10 protein-coding genes and 1 tRNA gene are annotated in these 13,490 nt (G+C 54.8%); 1 reads left to right on the forward strand and 10 read right to left on the reverse strand.

Annotation, left to right across the window (positions count from 1 at the left end; all coding sequences use genetic code 11):
* Nucleotides 1-110: 110 nt before the first annotated feature.
* From pdeR to fabI, 4 genes are all read right to left on the reverse strand, one after another.
* Nucleotides 111-2,102 carry a cyclic di-GMP phosphodiesterase gene (gene pdeR / locus OGV50_RS17930; RefSeq protein WP_047463555.1) on the reverse strand — a complete coding sequence of 664 codons (1,992 nt, stop codon included), beginning with the start codon at nucleotides 2,100-2,102 and terminating at the stop codon, nucleotides 111-113.
* A gap of 248 nt (nucleotides 2,103-2,350) precedes the next feature.
* Nucleotides 2,351-4,285 carry an exoribonuclease II gene (locus OGV50_RS17935; RefSeq protein WP_219937035.1) on the reverse strand — a complete coding sequence of 645 codons (1,935 nt, stop codon included), beginning with the start codon at nucleotides 4,283-4,285 and terminating at the stop codon, nucleotides 2,351-2,353.
* A gap of 88 nt (nucleotides 4,286-4,373) precedes the next feature.
* The gene (locus OGV50_RS17940; protein WP_286488686.1) at nucleotides 4,374-5,531 is read right to left on the reverse strand and encodes a carboxymuconolactone decarboxylase family protein; all 1,158 of its coding nucleotides are present in this window, start codon (nucleotides 5,529-5,531) and stop codon (nucleotides 4,374-4,376) included.
* Nucleotides 5,532-5,774: 243 nt separating this feature from the next.
* Nucleotides 5,775-6,563, reverse strand: coding sequence for an enoyl-ACP reductase FabI (gene fabI, locus OGV50_RS17945; protein WP_058669218.1), 789 nt, complete (start codon nucleotides 6,561-6,563; stop codon nucleotides 5,775-5,777).
* 477 nt (nucleotides 6,564-7,040) lie between these two features.
* Here fabI and OGV50_RS17950 point away from each other — a divergent pair.
* Nucleotides 7,041-7,116 (forward strand) — tRNA-Thr (locus tag OGV50_RS17950).
* A gap of 109 nt (nucleotides 7,117-7,225) precedes the next feature.
* On the opposite strand, the gene OGV50_RS17955 is transcribed toward OGV50_RS17950, so the two are convergent.
* The 6 genes from OGV50_RS17955 to sapA form a co-directional block, all read right to left on the reverse strand.
* Nucleotides 7,226-8,059, reverse strand: coding sequence for an SdiA-regulated domain-containing protein (locus OGV50_RS17955; protein WP_049008168.1), 834 nt, complete (start codon nucleotides 8,057-8,059; stop codon nucleotides 7,226-7,228).
* 85 nt (nucleotides 8,060-8,144) lie between these two features.
* Nucleotides 8,145-8,951: a peptide ABC transporter ATP-binding protein SapF gene (sapF, locus tag OGV50_RS17960; protein WP_012132256.1), complete on the reverse strand. Its 807-nt coding sequence runs from the start codon at nucleotides 8,949-8,951 to the stop codon at nucleotides 8,145-8,147.
* A gap of 1 nt (nucleotide 8,952) precedes the next feature.
* Complete coding sequence (gene sapD / locus OGV50_RS17965; protein ID WP_286488687.1) at nucleotides 8,953-9,945, reverse strand: peptide ABC transporter ATP-binding protein SapD; 993 nt, start codon at nucleotides 9,943-9,945, stop codon at nucleotides 8,953-8,955.
* Entirely contained in the window at nucleotides 9,945-10,835 is an 891-nt protein-coding gene (sapC, locus tag OGV50_RS17970) for a peptide ABC transporter permease SapC (protein ID WP_012132258.1), read from the reverse strand. Before sapC ends, sapD begins: the two co-directional genes overlap by 1 nt.
* Nucleotides 10,822-11,787 carry a peptide ABC transporter permease SapB gene (gene sapB / locus OGV50_RS17975; RefSeq protein ID WP_047463560.1) on the reverse strand — a complete coding sequence of 322 codons (966 nt, stop codon included), beginning with the start codon at nucleotides 11,785-11,787 and terminating at the stop codon, nucleotides 10,822-10,824. The genes sapC and sapB overlap by 14 nt, the downstream gene beginning before the upstream one ends.
* Nucleotides 11,784-13,427, reverse strand: coding sequence for an ABC transporter substrate-binding protein SapA (gene sapA, locus OGV50_RS17980; RefSeq protein ID WP_134769382.1), 1,644 nt, complete (start codon nucleotides 13,425-13,427; stop codon nucleotides 11,784-11,786). The genes sapB and sapA overlap by 4 nt, the downstream gene beginning before the upstream one ends.
* Between the last annotated feature and the right edge of the window lie 63 nt (nucleotides 13,428-13,490).

Below are 13,490 nucleotides of genomic sequence, written 5' to 3' on the forward strand. Positions count from 1 at the left end.
CAGGATTCGCCAAAACCATTGGGTAATATTATATATTCTGTTATTACATGCAGATAAGTTTGTTACCAGAGGCCTCTTACCCTGTCCCGAACGCCTGTTTTTTGCCCACCTCAGCGCATCTTTTTATTCAGATAACGTTTGTACCAGCGTTCAAAAGCGGCGGCGGGCATGGGTTTGGCAAACAGGAACCCCTGGCGCTCGTTGACGCCATTCTTGGTTAAAAATGCATCTTCTTTTGCGCTTTCGACGCCTTCCGCAATCACCTGTAGATTTAACGCCTGCGCTACGGCGACGATCGCGCGTACTAACGATTGCGAAACCGACCGCTTATGAATGTCTCTGACAAACGTCTGATCCAGCTTGACCGCATCAATGGGGAAGCGGGCAAGCTGAGAAAGCGACGAGTAGCCGGTGCCAAAATCGTCCAGATGTATCTGTGCGCCAAGCTGGCTGAATTGCTGGATGACGGTCAGCGCCAGCTCTTCGTTTTCAATCAAACAGCTTTCTGTCAGTTCGACATCAATCGGGCAATATTCGAAGTTCAGTTCATGAAGCACCTGCTTCAGGTCGGTAAAAATAGTTTGATCCGCGAGCTGGCGGGCGGATACATTCACCGCGACGCGCAGGTTGATGCCTTTGCTGCGCCATTTGGCGACCTGCCGTACAACATCCATCATCACCCATCGCCCCAGCGGGACAATCAGCCCAGACTCTTCGGCGTAGGAGATAAACTCCAGCGGGGGAATTAACCCGCGTTCCGGTGATTGCCAGCGCACCAGCGCTTCGAGGCTGCGGACTTCGCCGCGCCAGGTCATCTTCGGCTGGTAGTGGATCAGGAGCTGATCGTTTTCCAGCGCTTTGCGCAGATTGGTGTCCAGCCAAAGATACTCAAAGACGCGCTGGTTCATCTCGGGAGAGAACACGCAAAACTGTCCACGTCCGCCTTCTTTCGCGGTGTACATTGCGGTATCCGCATTACGAATCACGCTTTCACTGTCATGCCCGTGCTGTGGCGCAAGGGCGATACCGATAGAACAGCCGGTATACACCTCGATAAGGCCAATGCGAAAGGGTTGACGTAAGCGTGTGAGAATTCGCGATGCCATGGCCTCCAGTGACCCTTGCGAAGTCTGCGTGGCGAGAACGATAAACTCATCGCCGCCGAGGCGGGCCAGCAGTTGATTCTCCTCAAGGCAACTCAGGATCGCCAGCGAGACGGCCTGTAACAGCTGGTCTCCAAACATATGCCCGTAGGCGTCGTTCACCCTTTTGAAGTTGTCCAGGTCCAGATAGACGATACCAACCTGATTGTCGCCCGCGTTTTCAATGGCATCGTTAATCAGCTCATGAATGGCATTCCGGTTAGGCAGCCCGGTGATTGTGTCCGTATTCGCCAGTACGCGTAAACGCTCCTGCGTACGCCGCTCCTCGGTAATGTCGGTGCCTGAACAGATTAAAAAGATTTCGTTCTTACCGCTGCCGCTATGGACAAATTTATTCCGAAACAGAAACAGTCGCTGGCCTTTGCGGGTCTTTACCCAGCGTTCGATCTCATAAGAGTTGCCGTTGCGGAAAAAACCGCTGATGTTGCGCCTGGAGGCCGCGGCTTCGCGCCGGCTCATAAATAATTTGAAGACGCTTTGCCCAATGACGTCATGCTCTTTTAACCCGGTGTATTCTTCGCAAAGACGGTTAAAACGCTGGATATTCCCGCGGCTGTCAAGGATTACGATCGCTGAGTTGGCCTCTGATACCACCTGCTCTGCAAAGGAGAGTCCCAGAACGGCCTCCTGCGTATCTGAGGGCGCATCATGCCAGACCGATACGTTTCCTGCCCATTCGCGCTTGTTGATTTTTCGCCCGACAAGTTGCACGGGAACGGCATTATGTTCACCGGGAAGGGTGAGTAACAGGCTTGACGTGATGACGGTCATCTCCCGGATGCGGTCAGCCTGCTCGGACGATAACGCAACGGTCTGGTCAGCGTCGGCAGCCTCAGTCGCGGATAAACGCAGGGTGTCGCAGTCATCCGATAAACGCCAGTAAGGGCTATGGGTTCCCAAATCGCTAAACAATGAAACAGGCTCCAGAACGTCTTTCATGATGCTTACCATCCCGTTTAAAGCGCATACAGCCTCAGGAGAAAGGTTAGCCATGATTCGTACGAGGTAATTATGGCTGAACATATTGTTTTACTTATGTATTTATATGTAATCCAGATTCAGAAAAAAGCATAGCGAGCGGATAAAAATAATTCTGAACGGATGAGTGAAGTGTAGCGTGAGGTGGGTGGAGCGGGCAGAAAAAAAACGGCCTTTCCGGTTAAAGAAAGGCCGCTACATCAAAAACGTCAGGCGACAGGCCGGGCGATAATGCTACGGGTTTCCATGCGAACTTCCGCGATCGTTACATCGATCACATCCGTCACTTTGTATACCGTTTCACCTTTGATCTGCACGGTGCCGCTTTCCTGGCTGCAAACCAGCTCGTCACGTACGGCATGCAGGAACGGCGCCGGGATAAAGGCCATTGCGCCATTATCGACCAGGCGAACGCGCATCCCGCCGCGGCTGATATCAACGATTTCCGCCGCAAAGCGTGTTTCTGTACCGGCTTTATCATTCAGGAAGCGCGCATATAACCAGTCTCCGACGTCACGTTCCGCCATACGGTTCAGGCGGCGGCGTTCGGCCATCTGCTGCGTTGTCTCTTCCTGTGGACGCGCGATGGTTTCGCCTTTGATGACGGCCTTCAGCAGGCGGTGGTTAATCATGTCGCCGTATTTACGAATCGGAGAGGTCCAGGTTGCATACGCTTCCAGACCCAGTCCGAAGTGAGGGCCCGGTTCGGTGCTGATCTCTGCGAATGACTGGAAGCGACGAATGCGGCTGTCCAGGAAACCGGACGGTTGGGCATCCAGCTCGCGGCGCAGTTTGCAGAAGCCTTCCAGGGTTAATACGTCTCCTGCGTCAACGTGCAGGCCATGCGTTTTCAACAACGCTGCCAGCGCGTCGGCGTTGGCCGGGTCAAAGCCCATGTGAACGTTGTAAATGCCAAAGCCCAGTTTGTCGCGCAGCACGCGGGCGGCGCAAATGTTCGCCGCGATCATGGACTCTTCCACAATGCGGTTCGCAATGCGGCGAGGTTCCGCGACGATATCCAGCACTTCGCCTTTCTCTCCAAGAATAAAGCGATAGTCCGGGCGATCTTTGAACACCAGCGCATGGTTGTGACGCCATTCGCCACGGCTCAGGCAAATGCGCTGGAGCAGGCGGATCTGTTGGGCGATAGCGTCACTCTCAGGCTGCCAGCTGCCGGTATTTTCCAGCCAGTCGGAGACATTGTCGTAGGCCAGTTTGGCTTTCGACTTGATCGTGGCCGCAAAGAAGGTGATGTCATCTTCAATAGTGCCGTCGGCGGCAATGGTCATGCGGCAGGCCAGTGCCGGACGAACTTCCTGCGCGCGCAGGGAACAGAGGTCGTCAGACAGTTCGCGCGGCAACATCGGGATGTTGAAGCCCGGCAGATAGTTGGTAAACGCCCGGATTTTTGCGATGTTATCCAGCTTGCTGCCTTCCGCAATCCACGCGGTCGGGTCAGCAATCGCAACCGTCAGTTGCAGCTTACCTTCGCCCAACTCTTGCGCATAAAGGGCGTCATCCATGTCTTCGGTGCTGGCACTGTCGATAGTGACAAAATCCAGCGCGGTCAGATCCTGGCGTACCAGATCTTCATCAAGCATTTCTGTCGCCGCGCCGTTCGGCGCTTCTTTTTCGAGATTATGGCGAGCCAGCGTGACCCACCACGGTACGAAGTGATCGTCGGCGAAGGTGATGAACTGGGTTAACTCGGCGTAGAAAGAGCGGTCGCCTTTCAGCGGATGACGGCGCATTTCGGCAACGGCCCAGTCACCCTCTTTAAATTCGTGTTCCACGCCACGGGCGGCACGGCATGGGATAGCGTCTTTCAGCAACGGATGATCCGGTACGATGGACAGACGATCGTTTTTACCCTGGATTTTGCCCACGAAGCGGGTCAGGAACGGCTCGATCAGTTCTTCTGGCTCGGCGGACTCGCGTTCTTTTTCCGTATGGATCACCGCGACAATACGGTCGCCATGCATGACTTTTTTCATCTGCGGCGGCGGGATGAAATAACTTTTTTGTGCATCGACTTCCAGGAAGCCAAAGCCTTTTTCCGTGGCTTTTACCACCCCTTCAGCACGCGGCGTCTGGGAATGTAGTTGCTGTTTAAGCTGCGCTAGCAGCGGGTTGTCCTGAAACATAATTGTCTATTTTCGTGGCCAAAAGAGCGGCTGACAGTTTTACGCGATTCTGCCTGGCGCAGCAAGCGCTCTTTCAGTAAAGGCGCGGTTAATGTGTTTCGCCCAACGCGATTTTTAAACGGTTCAACCAACCGCACAATCCGCACCAGCCCAGCAAGTTGACGGCCTGTTCCAGTGACGCCCCTTGTTCGAGTAACGGCGTGAATTGCGCAGCGCTAAAACGATCGGGCGCCCTGGTCAGCCATTGTATCGCTTGCGTGACAGGACGCTCAACCGGATGTTGGCTTTCCCAGTGCTGTATCTCCCGTTCACCCCGGCGGAACACCGAAATTGTCTCTGCCCATTCGCCCGCGTGGCGTGACTGTTCATTAAAACAGGCGACGCTGCCATTGATGCGTGACGTGAGCAGCGTGGCGAGCGGGAGCGACGCCGGTGGCGCATCCGTACGCAGGGCGCTGGTGAGCAGTGTGCCAAGTAAAGAAAGCAGGGCGGGTTCGTGAACCAGGACTGGCGCGAGCGTCAGCAGTTCTGCAACCGGCTGATGGTGAGACAGGCACTCCAGCTGTTCGGCGCTGGCGTAACGTATTTCCACGCCTTCCTGAGCCGGGTGCCATTGCGCGTCCTTTTCCTGGAAAAGCTGCGCATCGGCGAATTGCTGTATATCCAGACCCGGCACCCAGCGGACGGGGTGTCCACGATAAGCCTGGAATATCGCCACGACGCGCGCCTGAAAACCCACAAAACCAATAATCTGGTTTATCAGAATGATGTCGCAGGTCGTCAGACCCACATCGTCAAGATGCTGGCGGTCGCGGGCATTAATGACCGCAGGGGAACTGGCCAGTTGACGCGCGTATTGCGTGATTTGCGCCAGTCGGTGGTTACTCTCCCGGGAGGAGTCCGGGCCGGGAAGCGGGGTTAGTCGCGCGGCGTAATGGTTACAGAGCCGCTGTACGCCATAGACCTGGGCAACGGTCAATGCGGTACTCATTCGTTCATAGGCGCTGAACGTGTGGAGACGATTCTGTGTGACGCGCTCGGGAAAGAGGCGTTGAGCAAGTTGACGGGCAGGGTGCAACCAGGACTGAAAGGGTAAAAGCACGTCTTCGGCGATCGCTAAATCCAGCAGAAAACTGTCCTCGACGTTCGCGGCTTCCGGCACCAGCGGGAGAACCTCTTGCGGATAAGTGCTGGACTGGGTTTCATGATACCAGTGGCTTTTGCCTTCAATTCGGCGTTGTTCCATGGGCGTTCCTTGGTCTAAAAGTGGCGACCCGGACACGTCGTCGTCGAATCACGCCGGATCGTTTTCGCTGCATTATCCTGGCGTAAGCAAGAGAGGGGATAAAAGATTGTTAGGTGATAATAAATATCAGAATGATATATACCGCGATGCGACAGCGCGCGAAGAATGGAAGGGGGTGAAAGGCGTCATCAGAGAAGGGAATAATGGGCGACGCTGCGCCGCCCATTGCGGGAAGTGAAACGATTATTTCAGTTCCAGTTCGTTCATGGCTGCGATGCTGAAACCGCCGTCGACGTGAACGACTTCACCGGAGATACCGGCAGACAGATCGGAGCACAGGAAGGCGGCAGAGTTGCCCACATCTTCAATGGTAACGGTGCGGCGAATCGGCGTAACCGCTTCGCAATGCGACAGCATTTTACGGAAATCTTTGATGCCGGACGCGGCCAGAGTACGGATCGGACCTGCGGAGATTGCGTTAACACGAACACCTTCCGGGCCCATCGCGTTAGCCATGTAACGCACGTTTGCTTCCAGAGACGCTTTTGCCAGACCCATGACGTTGTAGTTCGGGATTGCGCGCTCAGCACCCAGATAAGACAGGGTCAGCAGGGCGGAACCCGGATTCAGCATGGTACGGCAAGCTTTTGCCATCGCCACAAAGCTGTAAGAGCTGATGTCGTGTGCGATTTTAAAGCCTTCACGGGTAACGGCATCCACATAGTCGCCATCCAGCTGATCGCCAGGCGCGAAGCCGATAGAGTGAACGAAACCGTCGAATTTCGGCCAGACTTTACCCAGCTCGGCAAACATAGCGTCGATGCTGGCATCTTCAGCCACATCACACTGCAACACGATGCTGGAATCCAGTTGAGCGGCAAACTCTTCCACGCGGCCTTTCAGTTTGTCGTTCTGGTAGGTGAACGCCAGTTCAGCTCCTTCGCGGCGCATCGCCTGAGCGATACCGTAGGCGATGGACAATTTGCTGGCAACACCCGTTACCAGAATGCGCTTACCGGAAAGAAAACCCATAGCTTTAATCCTTATAGTCATTACTTATTTTTTGCTTTTAATATCAATAAATTAAAAGCAACATTTCAAAGTTATTCGAAATTAGCTCGAAATTATATCCCACTCACAGCCCTTTGTGTCACGATATTTTTCCGTCATTTCCCGTGACTTAGCTCCGGGGCGGCGCAGGACGAGCCTGTTCACTTTCGATATTTTCCTGCATCCGTCCAGTATATCACTCGCTATCAGGTTCGCCTCATCCAACCAGCACGAGCGGGTGACGCGCTGCGAATATAAGGGATAAATACATTTGGACGAATCATAATGGTTGCATGACTAATTCTACTTATGTATTATTCGCAGCCGGTTCGTTATGACGCGTAAGTGCGTGATAACTCACAAGAACCGTCAAACCGCCATTAGCTCATCTGGAAGAGCGAACGACATTTGTTGTGGGTGTTGTAGGGAACGGGGTTCGAGGCCTCGATGGCGGCCCAGGCCGACTTAGCTCAGTAGGTAGAGCAACTGACTTGTAATCAGTAGGTCACCAGTTCGATTCCGGTAGTCGGCACCATCTCAAACGTTTCCAGTGTTTTCTGACTTCACAAAAGCCCGCGTATCGCCATTTCTTCTCTCCCGTCAAAACCGCGCTTCAACGGGAAAGAAGAGTCTGAACTTACGGTTTACCTGCCAGTCGAGACCTTTTCAAATCGATAAAACAGGTTCGGCTCACTCATAATATAAATGTTGCCGGCCTTATCCATCGACACGCCTTCAGGTTGCGGGATATCTTCCTCAAGACCATTTTCGCCCTGCGTTAATGACATCCGGCGCAGCACATTGCCGTTCAGGTCTATCTCTGTCAGGCTGCGTGACTCATCAGATAAGATCAGCAGATGTTCACCGTGGATGTGAAGGGCGGAGATATCGTCTACGTCCAGATTTTTAATCAGATCATCCAGCGGGACGATCTCAGAAAAATGAGTAAGGCCGCCGTCGCTTTGGGTTCGGTACAGCATGACCGGTTTACGTTCTTTGGCGAAATAGAGTTCATTTCGTCCGGCCATCCAGGCAATGCCTTCGATTCCCCGATTGCGCGCGTTCTCAAACAGGTCTGTTTCTATTTTTCTCACTGACCTGACGTCCAGATTCTGGCTGAGCTGGTAAACATACATCGCGGAGTCTGCTTCATCGACCAGTAAGTATGTCCCGTTACCCGCGTATTCGATTGATTCAGCATCTTTAATCCGATCTGCGATGCTTTTTCTGGCGAGTATTTCTCCATTTTTAGACAGTTTGAGGATGGTGGCGGGTCTGTTGAGGGTGGCGACAAAAACATCTTCTTCGGGCACGTAGCTCAGGGAGGATAAATTGTCGATCCCGGACAACGGTTTTTTGAAGTCCAGAGTGTAGCCGAATGCCGGTTCAGTCTGGTTGTCAGCGCGAGTGAATGCAAAAGCGGACGCCAGTAGCACAGCCAGCGCCAGACACAGGATCAGCCAGGAATATTTTCTCATGGGCGCTCCTGCATTCGGGGCGCGCGGTGGATGGCCAAATGGCCGTTAATTGATTCAGACAACAACATCATAACGCTCCTTCAGGCTAGCGATCTTTTCGCCAGGCGTCGGCGGTGAGGGCTTCGCCGAAGTGTCCTGCGATCAAACGGCGGGTGAGTTCATGTAACGGAGAGGCGAGAACATCAGCGGTGCTGCCGCGTTCGACCACTTCGCCCTGGTGCATGACCAGCACCTGATCGCTGATGTGTTTCATCATCCCCAGATGCTGAGTGACGTAGATATACGAAATCCCCTGTTTTTCCTGGAGTTCCAGCATCAGGTTGATGAGCTGCGAGCGCATCGACATATCGAGCGAAGCCAGCGCTTCGTCGGCGATGATCACCTTCGGGCGTAAAATCAGGGCGCGGGCTAATCCCAGACGCTGTTTCTGCCCTGGCGCCAGCATGTGCGGATAATAGCTGACGTGGTCAGGGAGAAGGCCGACCATCCGCATGGTTTCAATAATCTGCTTACGTCGCTGCTCCGGTTCCAGATCGGTGTTCAACCGCAGCGGGAAATCCAGAATCTGCGAGATGCGCTGTCGCGGATTGAGTGACGTTGACGGGTCCTGAAAAATCATGCGGATGCGCTGGCTGCGAAACGAGTAGTCGCCGTATTTCAGCGGATGATCGTCAATCAGCAGTTCGCCGCTGGTCGGCGCGATCATTCCTGCCAGCATTTTCGCCAGCGTGGATTTGCCGGAGCCATTCTCGCCAATAATGGCGAGCGTCTGGCGTTCGCGTAAGGTGAAGCTGAGCGGCTTTACCGCCTCGACGGTCTGACGCCGGAACCATCCTGTACGGTAGCGGAAGGTTTTACTCAGGTTACGCACTTCGAGCAGGGTTTCCACCATGTCACTCTTTCTCCATATTCAGCGGAAAATGACAGGCGTAGAGATGATTCTTCGCCCCGGTCAGACGCGGGGTTTCAATGCATTCTCGTTGAGCATACGGGCAACGCGGCCCCAGACGACAACCTATCGGTAATTGTTCCAGCAGCGGGATTGCCCCTGGCATGGTATTCAGGCGGCTTTTATGCGGCATGGCGCTGCCAAAATCCGGTATCGCGCGGATGAGCGCCTGAGTATAAGGGTGGTGAGGCGTAGCCACCAGATCCTTACTGGGCGCAGTTTCAACCGTCTGCCCGCAATACAGAACGTTAATTTTGTCTGCCCACTGGCTGAGCATTTGCAGGTCATGGCTGATCAGCAAAATAGTGGTATTGCTGTTCTGGTTCAGGCGCGTCAGCAGGCGGAAAATCTGCGCCTGGGTGGTGGGTTCCATCGCGTTGGTCGGTTCGTCGGCAATCAGCAAGCGCGGTTGATTGGCGAGCGCAATGGCGATCATGACTTTCTGACATTCGCCATCCGTCAGCTCATACGGAAAACTGCGCATCGCGTCTTTGTGATCTTTAATGCCGATCCGGTGCAACAGTTCAATGGCACGGCGTTTTCGCCAGCCAATACGCTGCCACCAGCGACCTTTATAGGTCCAGGCGGGAATATTCTGCATCAGTTGACGGCCAATGCGCTCCGAAGGATCAAGGCACGACTGCGGTTCCTGAAAGATCATCGACACGTTATGGCCGACCAGTTTGCGGCGCTCGCGCGCGGAAAGACGCAGCAGGTCGATATCGTCAAAGCGCATACGGTCGGCGGTGACGCGCCAGTTGTCTTTCGCCACACCGCAAATGGCTTTCGCAATCAGGCTTTTCCCGGAGCCGGATTCGCCGACCAGCCCACGAATTTCCCCTTCATTTAACGTCATGCTGACCCGATCTACGGCTTTAACCCAGTCTTCGCCGGTTTTAAATTCAATGGTCAGGTTACGTATATCCAGTAACGGCATTATTCCACCCCCGCGATAATCGCGCGCCGGATGCCGTCGCCAAGCAGGTTCACCAGCAGAACGCTGATCATAATTGCCGCGCCAGGTAACATCACCGTCCACGGCGCGACATATATCAGCTCCAGCGCGTCGCCGAGCATGGCGCCCCATTCAGGAGAGGGGAGTTGCGCGCCGAGGTCGAGAAAACCGAGCGCGGCGATATCGAGGATCGCCATCGACAACGCGCGGGTGATTTCGGTAATCAGACCGGCGGTAATATTGGGCAGAATGGCGAACCAGAGAATATTGAGCGTGGTGGCGCCATCTAGACGCGCGGCGATCACATACTCTTTTTCCAGCTCGTCATGCACCATGCTGTAGACCGAGCGCACCATACGCGGCAGCAGTGCGAGCCAGACGGCAAACATTGCGTGACTCAGATGCGGCCCGGCAAAGGCAACAACGATAATCGCCAACAGCAACGACGGAATAGAGAGCAGGGTGTCCAGAATATGGTTGAGTACGGCGGAGCGTAAGCCGTGCGTAGCCCCGGCGACAACGCCCAGAATCAGGCCGCACAGCGTTGCCGCCAGCGTGACGATAAACGCGCCGCCGACGGTGGGCGCCGCGCCGCTCAGCAGGCGACTTAAAACGTCACGCCCCAGATCGTCCGTGCCCAGAAAAAACGAGACTTCGCCATAGCGCGACCAGGACGGTGGCAACAACTGGTAGCCGAGGAACTGCTGATCGATGCCGTAGGGAGCAAACCAGCTGCCAAAAATACACAGCACCACCAGACCTGCGCAGCCGTAAAGACCGACCATCGCAGAAGCGTCGCCATAAAATTTGCGCCAGGCAGTGCGCAGCGTTCCCGGTGGGCGCTTTTCGCTGTACACACTATCGTAAGGCATACCATTCCTTATGTTTCAGAGGGTTAGCCATAGCACCCAAAATATCAGAGATCACGTTGACGATAATCACCAGCGAACCAACCACCATTACGCCTGCGGAAATAGCGGCGTAGTCCTGCTGGCGGATAGCGTTGATCAACCAGCGTCCCAGCCCCGGCCAGCTAAAGACCATCTCGGTGATCATCGCCAGCGTCAGCATGGTGGAAAACTGCAAGCCGAGACGCGGGATCACCGGCGGCAGCGCGTTGTGCAGCACATGTCGACGCAGAATCGTCAGCCGTGACAGACCGCGCGTCGCCGCTGCCTTCACGTAATTCTGGTCATACACTTCAATAGTGCTGATGCGCATCAGACGAATCACTTCCGTGGTGGGGGCGACGGCCAGCGTCAGCACCGGCAATACCATATGGCGCACTGCGCTCATCACCATCTCATCGCGCCAGGGCGAGTCGGAAATCCAGGCATCAATAATGGCGAAACCGGTGACCGGCTTCACTTCGTAAAGCAGATCAAAACGACCTGATACCGGCAGCCAGCCGAGCGTGAGCGAGAAAAACAGCGTCAACAGCAGCGCCAGCCAGAAGACCGGAATCGAAAATCCCACTAAGGCGAGGGCGCTGATGAAACGGTCTGGCCATTTATTCCGCGTTACGCCTGCCAGCATCCCCACCGGGATCCCGACCATCAGAGCAAAGCCGAAAGCGAGAATGCACAGCTCCATCGTGGCGGGAAAAACCTCTTTGAGCTGTTCAGAGATCAGCTGGCCGTTAATGCTGGAAACGCCAAAATCCCAGTGGATCAGGCTGTTAAACCAGAAAACCCAGGCGTTCCACAACGATGCGCCCTGTAATGGCGCATGGGGCGTGAAATAGCTCAGGCTAAAGCCGATAAAGGTCAGAAAGAACAGCGTGACCAACAGCAGCAGAAACCGACGCAGGGTGAAAATAATCATGGTTTTTTCACCTCATCTTCTTTTTCCCGCGAAACACCGGCAAACGAGGCGTTACCAAAGGGACTTAAAACCAGCCCTTTAATATCATAGCGATAAGCCTGTAAACGCAGCGAGGAGGCGAGCGGCAGTATCGGCAGCTCTTTTGCCAGAATATTTTGCGCTTCATCATACGCGTCAATACGCGCCGCAAGCTGCTGGGACGAGAGCGCTTTTCGCAGAATGCCGTCAAACTCAGGATGGCACCAGTGTGCAAAGTTGGTCTGCGAGTTAATGGCGGCGCAGCTCAGCAACGGCCTGAAGAAGCTGTCTGGATCGTTACTGTCGGTTGCCCAACCGGACAACGTCAGATCATGGTTCATGTCCATTAACCGCGCCTCCTGGAAACGACCTTCTACCGGAACAATCACCACTTTTACGCCGACCTGCGCCATATCCGCCTGGATCAGCTCGGCGGTTTTCAGCGGGCTGGGGTTCCAGGCCTGGGAACTGGTCGGCACCCACAGCTGTAGCGTTAAGTTTTCCAGCCCCAGCGCTTTCAACTGCTCGCGGGATTTAGCCGGATTGTATTCTGTAATTTTAGCCTCGTTGTCATAGGCCCACGAGGCGCGCGGCAAAATAGAGGCGGCGGTTTCCGCTGTACCGTAGTAGATCGACTGCATCAGCCGCTGGTTGTTGATCGACAACGCCAGCGCATGGCGTACGGCGGGATTATTCAGCGGCGGCTTATCGGTATTAAAGGCCAGGTAGGCGATGTTCATACCGGGGCGCAGCGTCAAACGCAGGCGCGGATCGTCGCGCAGAATCGTGAGCTGACTGGCGGCAGGCCAGGCCAGCACATCGCATTCGCCGGTGAGCAATTTCGATAAACGGCCTGTGCCGCCGGAGCCCAAGTCAACCACCACCTGCGGCATCAGCGGTTTACCACGCCAGAATCCCTCATGACGTTGCAGACGAATATATTGTCCGGCGCGATATTCCGAGAGCTGGAACGGGCCGGTGCCGACCGGCTGGCGGTCAATCAGTTCCGGGTGATCCTGCTTTGTCAGCTGCGCCGCATATTCCGCTGACATGACCGACGCATAGTGTGTCGCCAGATGCCATAAGAAGGAGGCGTCTGGTTGGGTCAGGCGAAATTCGACGATATTGTTGTCCAGCTTACGCACGCTCTGGACGTTATCGGCAAACTGCAAACTGTCGAAATAGGGAAAGCTGCCGCCGTTAACGTTATGCCAGGGATGTTTGCGATCAAAAATGCGCTCGAAGGTAAACACCACGTCATCCGCGTTCAGCTTGCGGGTAGGGGTGAACCAGGCGGTCTTCTGGAAAGCGACGTTGCGACGCAGGTGGAAACGGTAGGTCGCGCCGTTGTCCAGCACTTCCCAGCTTTCTGCCAGTTCCGGCACCAGACGATAAGTATAAGGGTCCACATCCAGCAGTCTGTCATACAGCTGGGCGGCAAGCGTATCAACGATCAGGCCGCTGCTCGCTTTTTGTGGATTGAAGGTGTTGACCTGCCCACTGACGCAATAGACAAAGCCGCTGTCGCGAATATCAGCGTGCGTAGTCGGTTCAGGCGCAGCCGCAGCCTGACCACTCAGGAGTCCAGCCATCACGATCAGAGACGATAAAACCAGGCGCATAATTTTTAAGGTTTTTAGATTCGATCTGCAAAGTGTATCGCACTTCGGCCCGCCAGGTAAAAA

This window comes from Citrobacter sp. CK180, from assembly GCF_030333655.1.
GTDB classification, from domain to species: domain Bacteria; phylum Pseudomonadota; class Gammaproteobacteria; order Enterobacterales; family Enterobacteriaceae; genus Citrobacter_B; species Citrobacter_B koseri.

Bases quoted from the DNA above. Each gene is read 5' to 3' on its own strand.
- fabI (WP_058669218.1), bottom strand. From the start codon at position 6,563: ATGGGTTTTCTTTCCGGTAAGCGCATTCTGGTAACGGGTGTTGCCAGC.
- sapA (WP_134769382.1), bottom strand. From the start codon at position 13,427: ATGCGCCTGGTTTTATCGTCTCTGATCGTGATGGCTGGACTCCTGAGT.
- pdeR (WP_047463555.1), bottom strand. From the start codon at position 2,102: ATGAAAGACGTTCTGGAGCCTGTTTCATTGTTTAGCGATTTGGGAACC.
- sapC (WP_012132258.1), bottom strand. From the start codon at position 10,835: ATGCCTTACGATAGTGTGTACAGCGAAAAGCGCCCACCGGGAACGCTG.
- sapB (WP_047463560.1), bottom strand. From the start codon at position 11,787: ATGATTATTTTCACCCTGCGTCGGTTTCTGCTGCTGTTGGTCACGCTG.
- OGV50_RS17955 (WP_049008168.1), bottom strand. From the start codon at position 8,059: ATGAGAAAATATTCCTGGCTGATCCTGTGTCTGGCGCTGGCTGTGCTA.
- OGV50_RS17940 (WP_286488686.1), bottom strand. From the start codon at position 5,531: ATGGAACAACGCCGAATTGAAGGCAAAAGCCACTGGTATCATGAAACC.
- OGV50_RS17935 (WP_219937035.1), bottom strand. From the start codon at position 4,285: ATGTTTCAGGACAACCCGCTGCTAGCGCAGCTTAAACAGCAACTACAT.
- sapF (WP_012132256.1), bottom strand. From the start codon at position 8,951: ATGGTGGAAACCCTGCTCGAAGTGCGTAACCTGAGTAAAACCTTCCGC.
- sapD (WP_286488687.1), bottom strand. From the start codon at position 9,945: ATGCCGTTACTGGATATACGTAACCTGACCATTGAATTTAAAACCGGC.